This window comes from Rhizobium sp. CCGE531 (assembly GCF_003627795.1).
Taxonomy (GTDB): Bacteria; Pseudomonadota; Alphaproteobacteria; order Rhizobiales; family Rhizobiaceae; genus Rhizobium.
This window is the reverse complement of record NZ_CP032688.1, coordinates 219,468-240,957: the sequence shown is the minus strand read 5'-3', so window position 1 is coordinate 240,957 and position 21,490 is coordinate 219,468. Positions and strand designations below refer to the sequence as shown.

The 21,490-nt window shown below is 59.0% G+C and carries 19 protein-coding genes; 12 read left to right on the top strand and 7 right to left on the bottom strand.

Features of this window, described 5'->3' with window-relative positions; all coding sequences use genetic code 11:
* Positions 1–2: 2 nt before the first annotated feature.
* The 5 genes from CCGE531_RS33800 to CCGE531_RS33780 are packed head-to-tail and all read right to left on the bottom strand — an operon-like array spanning position 3 to position 5,368.
* Positions 3–713, bottom strand: a complete 711-nt coding sequence (locus CCGE531_RS33800; RefSeq protein WP_120671196.1) for a GntR family transcriptional regulator — start codon at positions 711–713, stop codon at positions 3–5.
* A gap of 28 nt (positions 714–741) precedes the next feature.
* The gene (locus CCGE531_RS33795; protein WP_120671195.1) at positions 742–1,602 is read right to left on the bottom strand and encodes an NAD(P)-dependent oxidoreductase; all 861 of its coding nucleotides are present in this window, start codon (positions 1,600–1,602) and stop codon (positions 742–744) included.
* A gap of 29 nt (positions 1,603–1,631) precedes the next feature.
* Positions 1,632–2,609 carry an ABC transporter permease gene (locus tag CCGE531_RS33790; RefSeq protein WP_054185504.1) on the bottom strand — a complete coding sequence of 326 codons (978 nt, stop codon included), beginning with the start codon at positions 2,607–2,609 and terminating at the stop codon, positions 1,632–1,634.
* The gene (locus CCGE531_RS33785; protein ID WP_120671194.1) at positions 2,599–4,182 is read right to left on the bottom strand and encodes a sugar ABC transporter ATP-binding protein; all 1,584 of its coding nucleotides are present in this window, start codon (positions 4,180–4,182) and stop codon (positions 2,599–2,601) included. The genes CCGE531_RS33790 and CCGE531_RS33785 overlap by 11 nt, the downstream gene beginning before the upstream one ends.
* Before the next feature lie 55 nt (positions 4,183–4,237).
* Entirely contained in the window at positions 4,238–5,368 is a 1,131-nt protein-coding gene (locus CCGE531_RS33780) for a substrate-binding domain-containing protein (RefSeq protein ID WP_120671193.1), read from the bottom strand.
* Between the two features lie 446 nt (positions 5,369–5,814).
* Between CCGE531_RS33780 and tkt the strand changes: the two genes are divergently transcribed.
* From tkt to CCGE531_RS33755, 5 genes are read left to right on the top strand one after another with little or no spacing between them, the layout of a single operon-like run.
* Positions 5,815–7,824 carry a transketolase gene (tkt, locus tag CCGE531_RS33775; protein ID WP_120671192.1) on the top strand — a complete coding sequence of 670 codons (2,010 nt, stop codon included), beginning with the start codon at positions 5,815–5,817 and terminating at the stop codon, positions 7,822–7,824.
* On the top strand, positions 7,821–8,843 hold the full coding sequence (locus tag CCGE531_RS33770; protein WP_120671191.1) for a class 1 fructose-bisphosphatase: 1,023 nt from the start codon (positions 7,821–7,823) through the stop codon (positions 8,841–8,843). The genes tkt and CCGE531_RS33770 overlap by 4 nt, the downstream gene beginning before the upstream one ends.
* 6 nt (positions 8,844–8,849) lie before the next feature.
* Positions 8,850–9,899 (top strand): class II fructose-bisphosphate aldolase, encoded by a 1,050-nt coding sequence (fba, locus tag CCGE531_RS33765; protein WP_120671190.1) that lies wholly within the window; start codon positions 8,850–8,852, stop codon positions 9,897–9,899.
* Positions 9,900–9,941: 42 nt separating this feature from the next.
* Positions 9,942–10,712 (top strand): triose-phosphate isomerase, encoded by a 771-nt coding sequence (locus CCGE531_RS33760; RefSeq protein WP_120671189.1) that lies wholly within the window; start codon positions 9,942–9,944, stop codon positions 10,710–10,712.
* 12 nt (positions 10,713–10,724) lie between these two features.
* Positions 10,725–11,180 (top strand): RpiB/LacA/LacB family sugar-phosphate isomerase, encoded by a 456-nt coding sequence (locus tag CCGE531_RS33755; RefSeq protein ID WP_120671264.1) that lies wholly within the window; start codon positions 10,725–10,727, stop codon positions 11,178–11,180.
* A 220-nt stretch (positions 11,181–11,400) separates the two neighbouring features.
* Here CCGE531_RS33755 and CCGE531_RS33750 read toward each other — a convergent pair whose 3' ends face one another.
* Complete coding sequence (locus CCGE531_RS33750; protein WP_120671188.1) at positions 11,401–12,102, bottom strand: FadR/GntR family transcriptional regulator; 702 nt, start codon at positions 12,100–12,102, stop codon at positions 11,401–11,403.
* A gap of 100 nt (positions 12,103–12,202) precedes the next feature.
* Positions 12,203–12,997: a 3-oxoacyl-ACP reductase family protein gene (locus CCGE531_RS33745; RefSeq protein ID WP_004129782.1), complete on the bottom strand. Its 795-nt coding sequence runs from the start codon at positions 12,995–12,997 to the stop codon at positions 12,203–12,205.
* Positions 12,998–13,148: 151 nt separating this feature from the next.
* Here CCGE531_RS33745 and CCGE531_RS33740 point away from each other — a divergent pair, with 151 nt between their 5' ends.
* From CCGE531_RS33740 to oiaX, 7 genes are all read left to right on the top strand, one after another.
* Complete coding sequence (locus tag CCGE531_RS33740; RefSeq protein WP_120671187.1) at positions 13,149–14,501, top strand: four-carbon acid sugar kinase family protein; 1,353 nt, start codon at positions 13,149–13,151, stop codon at positions 14,499–14,501.
* 10 nt (positions 14,502–14,511) lie between these two features.
* Positions 14,512–15,399, top strand: a complete 888-nt coding sequence (locus CCGE531_RS33735; RefSeq protein ID WP_120671186.1) for a 3-keto-5-aminohexanoate cleavage protein — start codon at positions 14,512–14,514, stop codon at positions 15,397–15,399.
* 69 nt (positions 15,400–15,468) lie between these two features.
* Positions 15,469–17,001: a sugar ABC transporter ATP-binding protein gene (locus CCGE531_RS33730; protein ID WP_120671185.1), complete on the top strand. Its 1,533-nt coding sequence runs from the start codon at positions 15,469–15,471 to the stop codon at positions 16,999–17,001.
* 36 nt (positions 17,002–17,037) lie between these two features.
* Positions 17,038–18,000 carry an ABC transporter permease gene (locus tag CCGE531_RS33725; protein WP_120671184.1) on the top strand — a complete coding sequence of 321 codons (963 nt, stop codon included), beginning with the start codon at positions 17,038–17,040 and terminating at the stop codon, positions 17,998–18,000.
* 92 nt (positions 18,001–18,092) lie between these two features.
* On the top strand, positions 18,093–19,091 hold the full coding sequence (locus CCGE531_RS33720; RefSeq protein ID WP_162944178.1) for a substrate-binding domain-containing protein: 999 nt from the start codon (positions 18,093–18,095) through the stop codon (positions 19,089–19,091).
* A gap of 69 nt (positions 19,092–19,160) precedes the next feature.
* Positions 19,161–20,195, top strand: coding sequence for an aldo/keto reductase (locus tag CCGE531_RS33715; RefSeq protein ID WP_120671183.1), 1,035 nt, complete (start codon positions 19,161–19,163; stop codon positions 20,193–20,195).
* A 5-nt stretch (positions 20,196–20,200) separates the two neighbouring features.
* Positions 20,201–21,490 (top strand): 3-oxo-isoapionate-4-phosphate decarboxylase OiaX, encoded by a 1,290-nt coding sequence (oiaX, locus tag CCGE531_RS33710; protein WP_162944176.1) that lies wholly within the window; start codon positions 20,201–20,203, stop codon positions 21,488–21,490.

The following is a 21,490-nucleotide window of genomic DNA, read 5'->3' as shown; positions in this document are numbered from 1 at the left end:
TCCTAGAGGTGGTTGAGGCCGAGGCGCTCGAGGAGGTCGAGCAGTTCCTTGCCTGCCCGTTCCCGGTGCGCCTTGTGAATGTTTCTTGCCTTTTCGCGGTCGCCTTCGCGGATCGCTTGCACGAGTTCTGCATGTTCGCGGGTTGAGTTAACCGGCTTGGGACGCATCTTCAGCGTCACCATCCTGACGCGATGTGCGCGGTCGATGAAATTGAGGACGACCGACTTGAGCATCTGGTTGCCGCCAAGTTCGAGCAGTTGCTCATGAAATCTCGCGTCCGCCTGCGCCCAGTGCTCCAAGTCATCTTGCGAAAGCGCATGGTCCATATCGGCCGTGGCCTTTTCGAGACCCCGGAGCTGATCCTCGGAAAGCTGGCGGCTGGCGGCCAGTTCTGCGGCTGTACTTTCCAGCGACGTCAGGATTTCATAAATTTCTTTCATGTCAGAAATAGAAATCGGCAGAACCCGCATTCCATGCCTCGGGATAACCGAGACAAGTCCGTCCTGCTGGAGGCGCATGAGCGCCTCCCTCACGGGCGTCCGGCTCATTCCCAACTGGGACGCGACTTCCTGTTCGGTCGCCTGGTAACCGGGTGCCCACTTGTTATCCAGGATGAGCTGCCGCAACCGAAGGTGCGCTGTCGCGGTCATTGTTTTCGCGAAGGCGTCCTCTTTGATCTCTGAGACCGGTGCTGTCTGTTTCCTGGTCGGCATTTTCTTTCCCTTCAAGCTGGCTGATTTCTCAGGAGCCTACATATTTTCGCCAGCTATGTTCAGGCTGGTATCCGAGAACGCTCTTTGCTTTGTCGATGGACAGCAAGGTTTCGTTCTTCCCGATCTGCTTCCTGAACGGCACCCCCGGATACCACTTCCTGACGAGTTCCTCGTTGGAGGTGGTCATGACCCCATCGTCGTTTGCGATGATGAAGACCTCGGCACCTTTGCCGCTCCACTCGAGCGAGCGTCGGATCGCCTGTGCCCCGTCGCGGGCGTCGATATAGGTCCAAAGGTTGAAGCGCCTGCTGCCAGGGTCCTTCTCGAAGGCCGGAAAGTCGGCATACTCGCTCTCGTCCATAACGTTGGAGAAGCGTAGGCAAACAATCTTGAGCTGGCTGTCCCAGCGGCAATACTGCTTTGCCATCTCCTCGCCGAGATGCTTTGACAGGGAATAGGACGTTTCCGGGCGCGACTGGTAATTCTCGTCCGCCGGCAGATAGTCAGGCTTGATCTCGTAAGGGATGCCGAGCAGGGTCTCGCTCGACGCCCACACGATGTTCTTGATGCCGAGCAATCGGCATGACTCGAAAACATTGAACGTCGAGATGGTGTTAACCCGGAAAACGTCAGCAGGAGCAACTCGTCCCGGCATCGGCACAGCGGCTAGATGGACGACGGCTTCAGTGTTGCGATTGTGGTCCCAATCAAAGCCACTGATCGCCTCGATCGTGGCGCGCATATCCTCGAAATCGACCTTGACGAAGGGGCAGAGGTTTTCTGGCGGAGCGATCGTATCCGCGTTGATGACGTCGTGGCCACTTTCAATCAGATGCTTGATCGTGGCTCTACCCAATTTGCCGCTGCCGCCTGTTACTAAAACTCTCATATTGTAATACCTCCGTAGAACCTTCCTCGTTAGCGGCTTCGGCCGACCGCGACGGCCAGGATGATGAGCATTCCACGTGCGATGAGCTGCTGGCTGTAGTCGAGGCCGCCAAGGATAAGACCGTTGTTGATGACACCGATGAGCAGGGCACCGACGATGGAACCGATCACGGTGCCGCGTCCGCCGAATAGGCTGGTGCCGCCGAGAACCACGGCTGCAATGACAGACAGCTCGTCGCCTTCGCCAAGCTGGAAGCGTCCAGACTGCAGGCGTCCAGCATAGAGCATGCCCGCGATTGCAGCGGCCATCCCCGTCAGTAGCAGCACCTGGAACTTGATTTTCCGGACATCGACGCCGCTGTAGCGAGCCGCGATCGAGTTTCCGCCTGCCGACATTACCTTGCGGCCGAACGGTGTCTTGCGGAGCGCGATATGGGCGATGATGCCCAGAACGGCGACCCAGATAACGAGGACAGGAACAGGGCCGATGTTGCCCGAACCAAAGACGAAAATGAACGTGTCGTTGATGATCGGAACAGGCGAGGTGCCGCTCACCCACATTCCGACCCCTCGCGCGATCCCCATCATGCCGAGCGTCACCAAGAACGACGGGATGTTGAGATAGGCAGTTAGGCCGCCGTTTATGGCGCCTACCAGCAGCCCGAGGGCCAAGCCCGCGAGAATGCCGGGGAACAGACCATACTGGCTCAGCACCAGGCCAGCGACCACGGACGACAGTCCGGCAATGGCTCCGACGGAGAGGTCGATCTCGCCCGCCGAGAGAACGAACGACATTGCCATGGAAACGATGGCGACGATCGCAGTCTGCCGCAGGATATTGAGCAGGTTGTTTGAAGATAGGAATCCGCGATCCTGCAGCAGGATGGCGAAGACGATGAAGATGACGACGAAGCCGATGTAGACGACGTAGTCGCGCCAGTTGCTGTGCCACGGCCGCATGTGGGTTGCATCCGCCTCTGTGTTCAATGTCTTGGCTTCAGTGGACATTTTGGGTTGCCTTCTGAATCGCGACCTGCAGACCGAGTTCGGTGCGGATCAGCGGAGATTGAGTTTCGTCGCCGGCAATCGTGGCCCAGCTCTCGATTTCGTCGCGCTCGATTTCGCGCGCGAGTCGTCCGTTGTTCATGACAAGGATGCGGTCGCTCGTTGCCAGAAGCTCGGCAGGTTCCGACGAGATGACGATGACGGACTTCCCGGAGGAGGCGACGGTCCGAATGAGTTCTACGATCTCGGCCTTTGAACCGATGTCGACGCCTGCTGTCGGTTCGTCGAGAATGACAACCGAGGGATCAACCGCCAGCCATTTGGCGATAACGATCTTCTGCTGGTTGCCGCCGGAAAGGTTCCTGACCTTGTTGTCAGCGGACGGCGTCTTGATCCGCAATTGCTTGATGAGATCGGAGGTCAGCGTTCCCTCGCGTCGACGGTCGATGAAGGGACCGCGGACGAGCTGACCGATCTGCGGCAGTCCAAGATTATCGCCGACGCTGTGCTCGACAACCAGACCTTCCTCGTGGCGGCTCTCCGGAACAAGCACGATGCCCGCCTTAATGGCATCCGAAGGCGACTTGAACTCAACGGCAGTGCCTCCGAGTTGTACGGTTCCCGCAGTTTTCTTATCGACGCCGAAAAGGAGGCGGGCAAGCTCGCTCCGGCCCGCGCCCATGAGGCCTGCTATTCCCACAATCTCGCCCTTGTGGAGGTCGAAGCTGACATCGCTGGGTTTTCCCGAGGGGCCCGAAAGGCCACGTACGCTCAGCGCGGGTTTGCCGCTGCGATCAATAGGGCGCGCCTGGTATTGGAAGCCGGTGACACGCTTGCCGACCATGTGCTGCACGATCGAGTCGAGCGTGAATTCGGATGTCTTCCCGGAGGTCACGTTCTGACCGTCGCGCAGTATTGTAATCTCGTCGGCGATGGTCATGATCTCGGTCATGCGATGCGAAACGTAGATCACGGCTGTTCCCGCCGCAGTGAGCTTATTCAACATGCCGAACAGAGTATCGGCTTCCTGTGCGCTCAGCGACGAGGTTGGTTCGTCGAGGATAAGGATCCTGGCGTCCTGGTGGATGGCCTTGGCGATTTCGGTCAGCTGGGCCTGGCCGGGGCTGAGTTCAAAAACAGGTGTCCTCGGATCAACCCTGAGGTTGAGCTGGCCGATGATCTCGGCTGCCTGTGCGATTTCCCTGCGCTCGTCGACCAAGATCGACAGGCGGCGGGGCTCCCGGTTCAGGAAAATGTTCTGGGCGACCGAGAGGGTGGGGATCAGGCTGAGGTCCTGGAAGATCATCTCGATGCCGAGCCTACGGGAATTCTCCGGAGAGCTTGACGACATGTACTCGCCAAAAACCTCGATGGATCCCTCCGTGGGTGTGACCACACCCTGCAGGATCTTCAACAGGGTAGACTTGCCGGCACCATTTTCGCCGACCAGCGCATGGATTGTCCCGGGTTGGATCGTCAGGCTGACACCGCGCAGTGCGTGCACGCCGCCAAACGATTTCCTCACGTCGCTCATCCTGACGGCGGCGAGGGTTTCGGTGACTGCTTGAGTGTTCATGGTCGTTGTCCGCCGCTTTGGGACGGGGAGCGGGCGGAGCCGCTCCCGCGCACCGTCAGTTCATTGCGTCGGTGAGAATCTTCGGAGCCTGGTCGCCGTTCGACTGCGGCCACGCCTCGATCAGGTTATCGCGGGTTACGGCAAGGGCCGGGAGCACGACGTAGGGAGGTGCGTCCTTTCCGAGAAGGGCGTATCCCGCAAGGATGCCCTCGGCATAGCCGGCGCCGTACGGACGCTGGGAGCCCGTTCCCTTGACGTAACCCTTCTTAGCCATGTCGATCGAGATGTTGACGCCAAGGTCGCAAGTGGTGATGACGAGGTTCTTGGACGCGCCCGCTGCGCGCGCCGCTGACAGAACGCCTTCCGTTGGAACGTCCCACACAGCCCAGATGCCATTGAGGTTCGGGTGCGCCGTCAGCATTGCGGAGGCGACGCGCTCGGATTCGCTTGAGAAATCGGGGCCTCCGACACCGGTCTCCTGGACGACCTTGATATCGGGATAATCCTTGATCGCTTCCTTGAAGCCGACAACTCGTTCTTTCGTAGCAAAAAGGTCGGACGCATGCGGGATGAGACCGATTTCGCCCTTGCCGTCGAGCGCCTTGGCCATGAGCAGTGCCGCGACCTTTCCCATGCCACGGTTGTCGGAAGAGACGAGGCTCACATAGTCTTTGCCAGCCTTCATCCCGGCGCCGGTCTGGTCGAGGAAGATGATCTTGATGCCAGCGGCAGCAGCTTTCTTGTATGCTGCGGCGGTGGCTGACTGTTCGGCGGGAACGGTGATCATAACGTCAGGTTTGAGCGCCATGACGCTTTCGATGTCTGAAACTTGCTGCTCCGCGCGATATCCAGCATCAGTCGTCGCAACGATTTCGACGCCGAGCTCTTCCAGAGCCTTCTTTTGCCCGGCCATCTGGGCCTTGGCCCAGTCAGACGCCGTGTAGTGCATCACAATCGCCGCTTTGGCGTGCTTCGTCTTGATCTTTTCGATCTCTTCGGCAGATAGCTTCAGGTCGCTCGCGAGGGTCGCTTTCTCGCCGTTGGGCCCGCTTGCCGGGTGACTTTCAATATCCTTGATCTGTTTATCGATATCGACCGCGAAAGCGCTTGGCGCATAGGCTGCGCTACCGCCGAGGGCGGCGGCAAGGGCGATCATCTGTAGGGACTTGCGCATCGTCAAAGGCATCTTGGTTCCTCCCATTAAGGCCTATTGAGTTCCTCAAATTCAATAACGTATACGGTAATGCATTTATAGGATGTGTCAACTGAAGAAATGTCCAGAAGCATTGCGAACCGACTCGGCCATCCCGGATTTGGGATGGTTTCAATCATCCTCGAATGCCCAAGGCGGTAGCGATTACGGTGATCATGTGGTCCGTTCGCCACCAAACGGATCGAAGCAGATCGCCCCATAAATGCGATCTGGCCTGAGCGGCTAGCGTTCGACGTGGCGGTCCATAAAAGATATTGCGCATACACGGAGGTATAAGGTATGAGGTATGAGGTATGACGCATACATAGCGCATTTTCGACAAGAAAATGTGATATTGTTGCGTTTATCACGACGAGTGCGTGATTTTGTGATTTATTTATTGTGATATCCAAAAAGGTGCGCCACAATGGTCGCGGTTTATGAGGGAGGAAGAATTGACAGCAGCAGTTTCCATCCGCGATCTCGCGAGCGCTATCCGAGTCCTGTCAATCGACGCGGTTGAGGCCGCAAAGTCCGGGCACCCCGGAATGCCCATGGGCATGGCTGATGCGGCGGCGGTGCTGTTCGGCCGGCACCTCAAGTTCGATTCGAGCGAACCTGGCTGGCCGGACCGCGATCGTTTCGTCCTGTCGAACGGCCATGGCTCGATGCTGCTCTACAGCCTTCTGCACCTCACCGGGTACGAAGACATGACGATTGAGGAGGTTCGCAACTTCCGCCAATGGGGCTCCAAAACGCCAGGTCATCCCGAATACGGGCATACCGCTGGCGTCGAGACGACCACCGGGCCGCTGGGACAGGGGATCGCGTCTGCTGTCGGAATGGCTATCGCGGAGCGACGCCTATCAACGGAATTTGGCACAGCACTTGTCGATCACCGGACCTACGTCTTCTGTGGAGATGGGTGTCTCATGGAAGGTGTTGGTCAGGAAGCTGCTTCGCTGGCCGGCCATCTTCAGCTCGGCAAGTTGATCGTCCTCTACGACGACAACTCCATCACCATCGACGGCTCGACTGCAATCGCGTTTTCGGAAGATGTGCTCGCGAGGTTCGACGCGTACGGATGGCACACGCAGCGCGTTGACGGTCATGATCCGGATGCGATCGACGCGGCGATCTCGCAAGCGAAGGCGGAAGCATCCAGACCATCCCTCATAGCCCTGAAAACCATCATTGGATACGGCTCTCCGTCAAGGGCAGGAACAAGCTCCGTACATGGTGCACCGCTCGGCGCCAGCGAAGCCGCCGCGACAAAGGCAGCCTATGGCTGGACGGCGGACGCTTTCGAGATTCCTGCTCCGATCCTCAAAACTTGGCGCGAAGTCGGCGCGAAGGGCGCCAAGGCGCGCAAGGACTGGCAAGCGCGGCTCGAGACAGCGGAAACAGATGTCAGAAGTGAGTTTCAACGCCGCACCGCCGGCTCATTGCCGGCGCGATACGAAGAAGCGGTGAACGCCGCCAAGGCAAAGCTGCTCGACAAGCCGCAATCAGTGGCAACGCGTAAGGCAAGCCAGATCGCACTGGAAGCGCTGACGGAGCTGCTTCCGGAAATGATCGGCGGTTCCGCTGACCTCACCCACTCAAACTTGACCCGGGTTCCGTCCGTCGACAGCGACTTCACCGCCGCTGCAAGCGGGCGGTATGTCAGCTATGGCGTCAGAGAGTTTGCCATGGCCGCAGCGATGAACGGTATGGCGGCTCACGGCGGCGTCATACCGTATGGTGGCACGTTCCTCGTCTTCTCGGATTATTGCCGCAATGCCATTCGTGTGGCGGCTCTGATGGGCGTCCGCTCTATCTTCGTGATGACGCATGACTCGATCGGTCTCGGCGAAGACGGTCCAACCCACCAACCCGTCGAGCATCTTGCCAGCCTCAGGGCAATGCCGAACTTGCATGTATTCCGGCCCGCGGACACCATCGAGACGCTGGAATGCTGGGATCTTGTAATAACCAGCAAGAACACGCCGTCGGTTCTGGCGCTCTCGCGGCAGAATGTCCCACAACTGCGCACCGAGCATGACGGCATCAATCGCTGCGCACGGGGAGCCTATCTGCTGCGGGAAGCCAGCAGCGAACGTGCCATCACAATCATCGCCACCGGAACGGAGGTCGCGCTTGCGATCCAGGCGGCTGAAGAGCTTGAGGCGGAAAACTTTCCGGCCGCGGTCGTCTCGATGCCGAGCTGGGATCTCTTCGAACAGCAGCCCAAGGACTACCGCAGCTCGGTCCTCGGGAGGGCTCCACGCATTGCCGTGGAAGCGCTCTCGAAGTTCGGCTGGACCAGGTATGTCGACAGCGAAGACGACGTAATCGGAATGTCCGGCTTCGGGGCGTCAGCGCCGGCCGAGACGCTGTACGAGCAATTCGGGATCACGCGTAACGCAATCGTCACGCGCGCCCTAGCAAGGATAAGGGGCAAGCAATGAGCGCGCCGGCGACACTCGGAAATGACGAAGCGCGCGTCCAGTATGGTTCTGTCGATGAGTACCTCTCGACCTGGGCTGGTGAGGATTTGTCCCGTCAGGGGGTGGCGGCTCTAATCAACGGTGTGTTGGATGCCGCCTGTCTTTTATCCGCACGCATCGCAGCGGGTTCCCTGGAGGGCGATCCGGCCCGCCTTGTCGGATCAAATGCCGACGGTGATGCGCAAAAGGCAATCGACATCGCGTCGCACGAGTTGTTCATCGAAACACTCGCACGCGCAGGCGCTGCCAGGGTCCTGTCCGAGGAGGCCGACGCGCCAGTTATGCTCAATGGCCAGCGTTTTGCGGTCGCAATCGATCCGATCGACGGTTCAGGCAATGTCGGGCTGGGCACCGCCGTCGGCACGATCTTCTCGATCATGCCTTTCAGCGAAGCTGATGATCCCTTTTTAGCCCCTGGAAATCGACAGGCCGCGGCCGGTTATGTCTCATTCGGCAACACCGTGGATCTGGGCTTCTCGGTCGGAGATGGCGTGCTGCTTGCGACGATGCATCCCCAAACCGGCGAGTTCCTGATCGTCAAAAGGCAGGTACAGATACCTCGCGACACGTCCGAGCTTGCATATAACGCTTCCAACCACCGTCACCTTCACCCTGCTATGAGCCGGTACCTTCAGGATTGTCTGGACGGCAAGGAGGGAACGCGCGGCCGCGATTTCAACATGCGCTGGCTCGGATCGGCAGTCGGAGAGCTCCACCGGATTCTGCTCAGGGGCGGTGTGTTCTTCTACGCCGGCGACAAGCGACCGGGCTTTGAAAATGGGCGCCTTCGCCTGGTGTACGAGGCAAACCCGATTGCGTTCCTGATGGAGCAGGCGGGGGCACGGGCGACGGACGGCGCTTCGGCGATCCTGGACAAGGTCCCGACCTCGCACCATTGCCGCACGCCGCTCGTCTTCGGTTCGGCGGCCGAGGTCGACCTGATCGCGAGCTATCTCAATTCCAACCCATCCAGCGAGTGAGATTACATGGCCAGGATCACTCTCCGCCAATTGTTGGACGACGCCGCCGAACACGGATACGGCGTTCCGGCGTTCAACATCAACAACATGGAACAGGCACTTGCCATCATGGAAGCGGCCGATGAAACGGATTCGCCTGTCATCCTCCAGGCGAGCCGTGGGGCCCGAGCCTATGTCAACGACATCATGCTCAAGCACATGATGGATGCGGTGACGGAGATCTATCCCAATATCCCCGTTTGCGTCCATCTTGACCACGGAAACGAACCGAGCACCTGCGTCACTGCGATCCAGCACGGCTTTACGTCCGTCATGATGGACGGATCGATCCTTGCTGACGGGAAAACCACGGCGGACTGGGACTACAACGTCAAGGTCACGAGAAGCGTGAGCGACACGGCCCATTGGGCAGGGGTTTCGGTGGAAGGAGAGCTTGGCGTTCTGGGCTCGCTTGAGACCGGTACGGGCGAGGCGGAAGACGGTCACGGTGTCGAAGGCAAGCTCGATCCGCATCAGCTTCTGACCGATCCGGAGGAGGCCGCGAAGTTTGTCGCGGAGACCAAGGTGGATGCGCTTGCCGTCGCGATGGGCACCAGCCATGGCGCCTACAAGTTCTCACGCCGGCCGGACGGTAACGTGCTGGCAATGGATGTTATCGAGGCGATCCACCGGAAACTTCCGAATACCCATCTCGTCATGCACGGTTCGTCAAGCGTGCCGGAGGAGTTGCAGGAGATCTTCAATCGCTTCGGCGGGCGGATGAAGCCGACCTGGGGCGTGCCGTTGGAGGAAATCTTGCGCGGCATTCGGCATGGCGTACGAAAGGTCAACATCGACACGGATTGCCGCATGGCAATGACGGGGCAGGTGCGCCGAGTGCTGGCCGAAGATCCGACAGAATTCGACCCCCGCAAGTACTTGAAGCCTGCGATGACGGCGCTTTCAAAGCTGTGCCGCGAAAGATTCGAAGCTTTCGGAACGGCAGGGCGCGCAAGCTCCATTAACGTTGTGCCGCTCGCGGAAATGGCGAAGCGGTATCGAGCCGGCTCGCTCTAGGTCGGCCACAGCAATTCGAACGCAAACGTGGTGAAGTGAGACATGACCGAGAAGAAAACCCTCTGGATTGGCACCAGCTGGAAGATGAATAAGACGCTTGCCGATGCCGCGCAATTTGCACACGGTCTCAGGGCCGCAGACATCACGTCCCATCCGCGCATCCAGCGCTTTGTCATCCCTCCTTTCACTGTTGTCCGAGAAGTGAAGACCACGTTGGCGGGCACGTCGGTGAAGGTCGGCGCGCAGAACATGCACTGGGACGATGAGGGCGCCTGGACGGGCGAGATTTCCCCCCTGATGCTCAAGGACTGCAACGTCGACATCGTCGAACTTGGTCACTCCGAGAGGCGTGAACATTTCGGCGAGACGGACGTGACGGTAGGGCTGAAAGTCGAGGCGGCGGTTCGCCACGGCTTGATCCCGCTCATCTGCATAGGGGAGACACTTCCCGAACGCGAGGCCGGGCGAGCCCACGACGTTCTCGAGCGCCAGGTTCGCGGCGCGTTGGGAAGCCTTTCCACCGACCAGAAGGACAAACCGATACTGCTTGCCTACGAGCCTGTTTGGGCCATTGGCGTCAATGGGATCCCCGCGACAGCGGACTACGCCGACGCCCGCCAGGCCGAGATCATAGCGTTCGCGGAAGCCGTGCTCGGCCGGCGCATTCCCTGCCTCTACGGCGGTTCGGTCAACGCGGGCAACTGCGAAGAGCTCATATCCTGCCCTCATGTCGATGGGCTGTTCATCGGCCGCTCGGCCTGGAAGATCGAGGGCTACCTCGACATCCTGACAAAGTGCGCGGCCAAAATCTGAGGAGTGATGAAGATGAAAGTTGCAGTAGCAGGCGACAGCGCGGGCGAAGGCCTCGCCAAGGTCATCGCCGATTATCTCAAGGACCGTTTCGAGGTATTCGAAGTCTCCCGAACGGACGCCGGTCTCGACGATTTCTATGCGAACCTCTCCGACAGGGTCGCCAACGGCGTGCTCGACGGCACCTACGACAAGGCCATCCTGTTGTGCGGCACCGGGATCGGCGTCTGCATTTCGGCGAACAAGGTGCCGGGCGTAAGGGCAGCCCTCACACACGATACCTACTCCGCCGAGCGGGCGGCGTTATCGAACAACGCCCAGATCATCACCATGGGGGCCCGCGTCATTGGATCGGAACTTGCGAAGACTATCGTCGACTCCTTCCTCGCCCAGACGTTCGACGAGAACGGTCGCTCGGCGAGCAATGTTGCCGCGATCGACGAGGTCGATACTAAATACCACGCTCGCTAGTTCGAAAGATGTGCAAGCATCTGCTCGCGGCCGACGCGCCAGGCGCAATCAGCCTGGCGCATTAACGTTCTGTGGCGATTTCCCGAACCCGGCGATCAGACTGGACGGCTTGCGGTATCCGGGGTTTGGCGTCCGCCTTCAGGTGCAGCGCATGTTATGATCGCAGTGCGACCTGCGCGAAATGCGAGATTCGCCTTGCCTTGACGTGATGTCCTGGCTGTCATTTCAACAATGATGTGCGGAAGTGTTCCATGTTTTCCTCGACGCTCTCGCGGCTGAGGTCACCGGTCTTTCTGTCTCGGATCATTTCAAACATGCGTTCGTGCAGATCGACTGCGCGCCATTTGCCACTGACCTCTAGCGATTTTTGCACCCAAGGAGCGACCATCGTCAGCACGAAGTCGGCGATCACGACGATCAACGGGTTTCCGGCAGCTTTGTATATTGCTCGGTGGAAATCGAGGTCGGCCTTGAGGAGATCTTCGATCGCGGAGTTCGAATCCTCCGAAAGCCTTTTCAGTCTGTCGATGCACTCTCTCATTGCGGCGAGGTCTTCGTCCGTGCGCCGCAGGGACGCGAGTTCTGAACAGTTGCGGTCGAAAACGTATCGCAGCTCCATCAGCATCTCAGGCGTCGAGCTCTGAAGATAGAGCTGAAACATCGCGAGTGGCATCGCCGGAAGGCCTTCGTCCTTACGGATGTAATTTCCAAAGCCATGACGTGTCTCGACAAGACCCGACACCGCGAGCGTTTTGATCGCCTCTCTGATTGGAGTGCGACTGATACCGAGAAGCTGGGCCAGCTCCTTTTCATTGGGAAGTTTGTCACCGGGCCCAAAGTTGCCTTTGGCAATTTCGCCCGTAATGTAGTCGAGCGCTATGTCCAGTCGGCTTGGGATTTTCTTTGGGTCAACAGACAGCATTCCTGGTTACGCTCCAATCAGAAATTGAGAAGGTACGAGGTCATACCGCGTTTTGCCGCTTGCGACAAATGCTGAACGTCGAACTGGCCACTTCTCCAGGTTATTCGCTGATCTGTCCCAGCCGCTTTGAGGCTTTCGGATCGAATGGAAACATGAGGCCAGCGGCCAGGAAGCCGCCGTCGACGTTCAGGGTGTGCCCCGTGATATAGGCAGCATCGTCGCTCGCAAGGAACACCGCGGCGTCAGCGATTTCCGATGGTTCGCCATAACGGCGTTGAGGAACGAGCCGATGATAGGCGTCACGCGTTTCGACCGTGTGCATCACTTTCGAGACCTCGGTCAATATCGGACCCGGTGCGATGTTATTCACATTGATTCCCGATTCAGCGAGTTCGACCGCCATCACCTTCGTGAGGAGTTCGACGCCCGCTTTTGAGGCACCATAAGCCGAACGCCCGACACCGCCCTTCTGACCGGACAGCGAAGCGATATTGATGATTCTCCCATAACCCTTGGCGGCCATGATCCGAGCGAAAGCTTGCGCCACGAGGAATGTTCCAGTCAGGTTGATCCGGACGACGCGCTCGAATTCCTCCCTCGAGCTTTCGAGAAACAGAGTGGTTGCGCCCACGCCCGCGTTGTTAACGAGTATGTCGACCGTGCCAAACCGGCCAATCGTTTCCTTAACGATCGTCTCAACGTCTTCGTTGACGGAGATATCGGCGCGGACGGCCAAAGCCCGCTCCCCAAGCCGCTCAGCGGCTTCGTTCGCCACTTCCAGATCGCGGTCGACGATAACGACATTCGCGCCTTCGCGAACATAGGCTTCAGCAATCGCCAGTCCGATGCCCCGGCCAGCGCCCGTCACCACGGCAGTGCGTCCAGAAAGTCTCATCTCGTCGTCCTCCAATTTTCTCGATATGAGGTATAAGGTATAAGGTATTACCTTGACAGAGTTATGAACGGCTTATATGAGTCTTGTCAAGAGTGAAGCCCGGCTGATGTATGGAGGAAGATATCCTCGGCCGGGATAGTGGGAGGATCCGATGACATCAGCTGGCAAGCTCAAGGCCGTGTTTTACGGCGACGACTTCACGGGTTCTTCCGAAAACCTGGCGCAGTTCCATCGCAGTGGGGTAAAGGGAAAACTCTATCTCTCACGCCCCTCAGCACAGGCGGCGGCGACAGACTCTCGGTCTTATGACGTGCTTGGCTTCGCCGGCACCGCACGGGCATTGTCTGGAGCCGAACTCAACGAGGAGCTCGACAGCGCGTTTTCGATCATGCGCACGCTCGACTGTCCGCTCATTCAATACAAGATCTGCTCGACATTCGACTCGTCGCCCACCGTTGGAAGCTATGGTGCTGTCCTGGCGCGCGCTGCGGCTCACTTCGGTAAGAGGGACGTTCCAGTCCTCGCCGCGACTCCGGACTTCGGGCGCTACACCTGCTTCGGAAACCATTTCGCGCGCTTTGCCGACAGAATAGAGCGGCTGGACCGTCACCCAAGCATGTCGCGCCACCCCAGAACGCCCATGCACGAATCGGATCTGCGCATGCATTTGGCTGGGCAGACAGCCAAGGAATTCATCAACGTTACGCTTCCCATGGTCCGGAACCGCGCAGAAATGGACAAGCGCGTGGTCAGTGGTTTTGAAGAGGGGGCAGGGGTCATTTTCGATGGGCTCGAAAACGCGGATCTTGCGGCTGTCGCCGATCTGCTCTGGGCGCGGTATCCGACACGTCCGATGTTCGCGCTTGCAGCTCAAGGCCTAGCGCAACAACTCGGCGCTCTTTGGGCCCGCTCGGGCCTGCTATCGTCGGCGGAGCCTGTCAAGACGGAGATTGCCGGAGTCGAAAATCTACTTGTATTATCAGGCAGCTGCGCCCTGCAAACCGGGCGCCAGATCGCTGTGGCTGAAGCTTCCGGGTGGAACCTTGTCCACCTGGATGTCTCCAGAATCCAGTCCGGTGGGGATGCTGAGGCACTTGCGCGGGATGCTGCTCTCAAGGCGATCGATGGCCTTGATCGTGGCCGCCCTACAATCATCTACACGGCTCGCGGCGAAACCGGCCGTGTGGCCGGCGGCGATGTTCCCGCGGAACGTTTGGGAGCCATCTACTGCGACGTTGCCCGTGCCGTGCGCCGCGCGGTTTCCTTGCCGCGTATCGTGTTTTCAGGCGGCGACAGCTCGAGCTATGCGGTGCGGACAATCGGCGCCGAAGCGCTGGAGATCGACGTTTTTGACGAGGTTCAAAATTGCCATGTCTGCCGCTTGGATGCACCGGGCGACGCCGACGTCGATGGCCTCGAAGTCATGCTGAAGGGCGGGCAGATTGGTGCCGATGACTTCTTCCTGCGGGCCAAGGTGGGCACTTCGGGTTATCTGGCGGCGTAAGGAGCGGAAGATGCAAAAGAAAATCATCCTCGAAGCCAGGGTCAACGAGTACGCCCCGCGGACCTTAAACGCAAATATCCCCTATACCGCCGACGAGATCGTCGAAGCCGCCGTTGCAGCCCGCAATGCGGGAGCGGCGATCCTGCACTATCATGCCAGGACACCCGACGGCGGTGCGACAAACACCGTTGAGGCAAACGCCGAAATCATCCGCAAAGTCAGGCGGGCGACCGATTTGCTGATCCTACCCACTCTCGGCTTTATCTCGAATGATGCCGACGCCAAGAAGCGTATCGACACGGTCGCAAACCTGGCATTGGACCCGGCGACGAAGCCAGACATTGCTCCGATCGATACCGGTTCGGCCAATCTCGAGCTTTGGGATGCCGAGACGCGCACGTTCGAAAATCCCGAGCGTTTGTATCTCAACACGACCGAAAGTCTCGCGCACTACGCGCGTACCTTGGCTGAAAAGGGCGTAAAGCCGAAGCTGGTTTCCTGGTCTGTTGGGTTCACGCGCCGCGCGATTGCTCTGATGGACGCGGGTCTCGTGAAGGGTCCTGCCTACTTTCTCCTCCACCTGACGGGAGGGCGATATATTACCGGACACCCGCCGACCGAGGCGGGTCTCATGGCGCATCTTGCATTTCTGCCTGACGACCGGCCGATCGAATGGACGGTCAATTGCCTTGGGGGCAATCTGTTGAACATTGCTCCTGCGATCTGCCGTCTGGGTGGCCACATGGCTATTGGAATAGGCGACTATCCCTATCGTGAGTTCGGCACACCCACGAACGCGGAAGTCATATCGCGCGCTGTTGAGATCGCCCAAAAAGTCGGGCGTGAGCCCGCTACACCCCAAGAGGCACGCGCCATCCTCGGACTGGACGGCGCTTAGAACCAACAAGGCATACGACCCGCACAGAAGCGGCTTAGATTTGGATTTTATGAGGTATGACGTCATATCATGGTCAACGCAACTGAGAAGATAACAGTTCAGGCAACCGCGCAGTCGTCGTCAGCACGTGTGCTTCTGCGGGCCGAGGGCGTCGAAAAGTCGTTTAACGGCGTTCCGGCACTCGTTGATGGGCGACTGACTCTAAAGGCTGGCACCGTCCATGCCTTGTGCGGCGGCAATGGCGCCGGCAAGTCGACTTTCCTCAACATCACGATGGGATTGCTCCGCCGCGATGCGGGGATTGTTGAGATCGATGGTGAGCAGGTCGACTTCAAAAGCGCCGCTGACGCTCTGCGTCACGGCATTGCGATTATCACTCAAGAGCTTTCTCCGGTCCCCGAGATGACCGTCGCCGAGAACCTTTACCTTGGACGCGAGCCGAAGCGGCTTGGCGTGCTCGTCGATTTCAGCCAGATGCGCAGGGACGCCCAGGCATTCCTCGATGAGCTCGGTTTCGAAGTTGACGCTACCAAGAAGATGGGAGAATTGAGCCTCGCCCAGATTCAGCTCGTCGAAATTGCGAAGGCTCTCAGCTATAGGGCGCATATCGTCATCATGGACGAGCCGACGTCGGCTATCGGTGAACACGAAGTGCATGTCTTGTTCAACGCGCTCCGCAAAATCACCGCGCGCGGTTCCGCAATTATCTACGTGTCTCACAAACTCACCGAAATCTTTGAAATCGCGGATGAGTACACAGTGTTCCGCGACGGCCGTTTCATCGAGACCGGAAACATCAAAGACATCGACCGCCGTCATCTTGTGACACAGATCGTGGGCCGTGAAGTCAAGCTAGTCGAGAAGGGCAAGCCTCTCGAAGACGCGCCAATCCTGCTTTCGGTCTCGAACTTGGCGCGAGCGTCTCATTTCCGGGACATCTCATTGGACGTGGCGTCGGGCGAAGTCGTCGGCATCTACGGACTGCTTGGGTCCGGACGAACCGAGTTCCTCGAGACAATATTCGGGTTGCACTCACCGACAGGAGGCGAAATTGTCTTCGACGGCGGCAAGGTCAAGCCAGGCAGTCCGAAGGATGCGATCCAGCGTGGCATGGCGATGGTGACCGAGGACCGCAAGGACAGCGGTCTCGTGCTGTCGGCATCCATTGCCCATAACATCACGCTTTCCTCGCTCGCCTTGATGGCCATCAGCGGTTTCATCCGCGGGGACAAAGAGCGCCGCGCGGTCCAAGACATGATCGTCTCACAGAGGATCAAGTCGGCGTCGCCGGATGTTGCCGTCGAAACTCTGTCAGGCGGCAACCAGCAAAAGGTCGTGCTGGCTCGATGCCTTCTGACGAATCCGAAGCTGCTCATTTGCGACGAACCGACGCGCGGCATCGACGAAGGTTCTAAGCAGGAGATCTACGCGTTCCTGCGGGACTTCGCGGCAAAAGGTAACGGCGTCCTGGTGGTCTCCTCGGAGGCACCGGAGATCATGCAGCTCAGTGACAGGATCGCGATCTTCAAGCAGGGGCAGCTCGTCAACGTAATCGACGGTGCCGAGGCATCACAACAGACGCTCATGGATTTGGCGAGCTGATCGACAGCCCCAATCCGCCAATGGGAGATTTGCAAAATGAGTACAATCGCTGTGGAAAAATCGGGAAGCTTCCGTGCCGGCGAGATGATAAGGCAATTCAGCATCGTATTGGTGTTCTTGCTGATCGTCGCGTTCTTTTCGGTTGCCAGCCCTTATTTCATGAGCTGGCCGAACTGGCTCAACCTTGTCCGACAGTCGTCGATCAACGGCATTCTGGCGATCGGTGTCACTTTTGTAATCTTAACAAAGGGCATTGACCTGTCCGTTGGTTCGGTCATGGCCATCGCTGGTATGATCGCTGCGAGCCTGGTCACAGAGACGAACGAACACTTCGTACTCATCGGCATCTTGGCCGGACTTGCAGTCGGTGCGGGCCTCGGCCTTGTGAACGGCGTCCTCGTGGCCGCAATCAAAGTTCCGCCGTTCGTGGTGACGCTTGGAATGCTGAGTGTGGCGCGCGGGTTGACGTTGATCTTCTCCCAAGGAAGCCCGATCCCTAATCTTTCCGACGCCTACAAGTGGATCGGCTCCGGCCAGGTCATGTACCTCCCGGTTCCGATTATCATTCTGTTTCTCGTATTCATCGTTGGTTGGGTCGTTCTAAATTACACGACCTTTGGTCGCTACGTCTACGCCGTGGGGGGCAACGAGAAGGCGGCGCGCACGAGCGGTATTTCGACCAAGATGATCGTTGGTGCCACTTACGTTATTTCCGGCCTGCTAGCTGGTATGGCTGGGCTTGTATTGACCGCGCGGACAACTGCCGCGTTGCCGCAAGCCGGCATCGGCTACGAGCTTGATGCGATCGCCGCCGTCGTCATCGGCGGCACCAGCCTCGCAGGCGGGCGCGGTTCGTTGCTGGGTACTCTCATTGGAGCCCTGATTATTGGCACCATCAATAACGGCATGGACCTGATGGGGGTATCTTCCTACTACCAGCAGGTGCTCAAGGGCACCATCATCGTTGTCGCGGTTATCGCCGACCAAATCCGAAAATAGCGAATTTCAGGATTGCCGCCGACATGCTCGGCGACAATGCCCGGCCATGAAAGATGCGCTTGGGCAAATTTAAACCAGAGGAGAGCAAGTAAATGCAAATGTTCAGGAGGAGCCTGCTCAAGGCAGGTATAGGAGTGGCACTCGCAGCGGCGACCTTGACCGGACCCAAGCTAGCGTTCGCGGAAGACAAAATTCGGATAGCAGCGCTGTCGTTCGGCGAGTCCGGCGAATACATGAAAGCCTGGTCGACCGAAATCAAGAACCATCCCGCAGTTAAGTCGGGCCAGGTCGAGATTACCGTTTTCGACGGCAAGTATGACCCGCTCACCCAGGCAAACCAGATCGATACCGCGATCACCCAGCAGTTTAATGCGATCATCATGGCACCTTTCGATCTCGAGGCGTCAGCCCCGCCGATCGACAAAGCAGCGGAAGCGAAGATTCCGCTGATCGTATCGGCGCTCAAGACGAAGTCGAAGAACTACACCGCCTCTATTATCGTCAACGATACCGAAGGCGGCCGCATTATCGCTGAAGAACTCGGCAAGCGGCTTCCCAAGGGCGGCAACGTCGTCCTGATGGAAGGCCCGATCGGCCAGTCCGCTCAGATCGAGCGCCGTGCCGGCGTCGACGCCGGCCTCGCCAAGTTCCCCAATCTCAAGCTTATCGAGGCCAAGACAGGCAACTGGAGCCGAGCCGAGGGCCAGGCTCTGATGGAGAACTGGTTGCTCGCCCATCCGGGTCAGATCAACGGGGTTCTTGCTGAGAACGACGAGATGGCGCTCGGCGCGATCGAGGCGATGAAGAGCGCTGGAATCGACCTCAAGACCGTTCCGGTCCTGTCGATCGATGGCATTCCAGACGCCAAGCGCGCCGTGAAGAAGGGCGAGCTGGCGGTGTCACTCTACAAATACGCCCGCGCCGAAGGCCAGGGTGCCGTCGACCTTGCGCTGCATGCGATCAAGGGCGACGACTACAAGCCGCAGGCCGAAATATGGGGCTCGCTGATGGAATGGAAGGGCGGCAAGGACAAGGACTACGTCGTTCCGTGGCTCATCCTCGATGCCACCAACGTCGAGAAATACATGTAAATCAATCAGCTGAGGCGGGCGGCTTTGGGCCGTCCGCCGAGGCATTACGGCAATAAGGAACGATCAGCAATGCTGCAGAGAACACTTGGAAAAACCGAAGTAACGCTCACCTCCTTGGGACTGGGGACCTCGCCCCTCGGTGGCTGCAACGTTGACGTGAGCTTCCAGGCCTTCGAAGCGGTCGTCCTCAAAGCGTATGAGCTCGGCGTTCGCTATTTCGATACCGCGCCACTCTACGGTCTCGGAAAATCCGAGCATTCTCTCGGTCATGTTCTCAGGAATCATGATCTCGTCGGAAAGGTTGTTGTCAGCACCAAGGCGGGACGGATTCTCAAGCCTGAAAGCCGCGCCAAGCGCGCGGAGAGCCTCTACGGGATCGACTGGGTGAAGGCGTTGCCGTTCGTCGATGAATACGACTATTCCTACGACGGCATCATGCGCGCATTCGAAGATAGCCAGCAGCGGCTGGGCATGGACCACGTTGACATCCTCTACCTCCACGACGTGAGCGGCGAATGGCACCGCGAGGCATATAGCACCCATCTGTCGGCGCTGAGATCGAGCGGTTACAAGGCTTGCGACGAACTGCGGCGGACGGGATCGGTTAAAGCGATCGGCCTCGGCGTCAATGAAACGGCGTCGGTCCTGCAGGTTGCGGAGGAATTCGATCTCGATTGCTCCATGGTCGCCGGACGCTACACCCTGCTCAACCATGGCGCTCTCGACCAATTCTATCCAGAAATGCAGCGTCGGGGCATCGGTATCATTGCGGCTGGCATCTACAACTCCGGCATCCTCGCCGAGGGCAGCAAGTCGATGACAACCACCCGCACCTACGATTGCCAGCCCGCTCCCGAAGCGATCGTCCGGAAGGTCGAGGCGCTCGAAACCGTCTGCGAGCGCCATGGCGTCTCGCTTGCGACTGCAGCGACACAATTTGTCTACGCACATCCGGCAGTGACTGCGGTGGTGCAGGGAGCGCTGACGCCGGAACATGTGGCGGCAAACGTCGCCGCGATCTCAACCCCGATCCCAGCCGCCTTCTGGGACGATCTGAAATCATCCGGCCTCATCCCCGCGGCCGCGCCAGTGCCAACCACGTGACTCCCATGACGATAGAATTGGCTCAACCAAGGCCTTCCGACATCCTGGTCACCTACCGCATCGAAACAGCAGGGGATCCTGAGGTGCTGGCCGACAAAATAGCCAGCGACCAATCTACGGGGACCTTTGTCGATTTGCCGGGTGAGACGCCAGAGCTGAAGGCTCGTGCGGCCGCGAGGATCGTGGCGTTGGAGAGGCTGGAGGCAGTCGGCGTGCCGTCTCTTCCTTCTGAGGGGAGGGCGTTCAATCGTGCCCTGGCGACGATCGCCTATCCGCTGGAAGCGGTCGGCACCGATCTATCTGCTCTGACGACGGTCGCTCTTGGCGGCGTATGGTCGATCAAGGGATTCACCGGACTTCGGATCGTCGGCCTGCAACTGCCTCCAGAGTTCGAAAGAGTCTATCCAGGACCCCAATTCGGGATCGAGGGCTCCCGGCGCCTGACCGGCGTTTACGACAGGCCGATCATCGGCACGATCATCAAGCCCGCGCTCGGCCTGACCCCGGACCAGACGGCGCAAGTGGTTGCTGAACTCGTCGCGTCCGGCGTCGACTTCATCAAGGACGATGAGAAACTGATGTCGCCACCGTACTCCTCATTGGAGGCGCGGGTGAAAGCCATAATGCCGATCATCCGTGACCAGGAGCAGCGTACCGGCAAGAAGGTGATGTATGCCTTCGGCATTTCCGACGTCGATCCCGACGAGATGCTTCGCAAGCACGACCTGGTCGTGCGCGAGGGTGGCAACGCCGCCGTCATCAACATCAATTCGATCGGCATGGGCGCTTTTCTGTTTCTGCGTCGACGGTCGTCTCTGGCCTTGCACGCCCATCGCAACGGCTGGGATCTTCTTACCCGGCATCCTGGTCTCGGGTTCGATTTCTCAGTCTACCAACAGCTTTGGCGACTTCTCGGCGTGGACCAATTCCAGATCAACGGCATCGCCGCCAAATACTGGGAACCGGACCATTCTTTCGTCCAATCGTTCCGTGATCTCCAGAAACCGATCTTCAGTGACGCCGACCGTCCGCTACCGGTCGTTTGTTCTGGTCAGTGGGGTGGACAGGCACCCGAGACCTATCGGAGGACGGGGCAGACGGTCGACCACCTTTACCTTTGTGGCGGTGGCGTCGTCAGCCATCCCGGCGGGCCTTCGGCGGGTGTGAGAGCGGTCCGTGCGGCCTGGGATGCCGCGGTCGCCGGAATCGATCTCCATGAATATGCCAAATCTTATCCAGAGCTGGCGCAGGCGCTCGCCAAGTTCGGCTCGAAAACCGTATCAGAAGGAAGATGA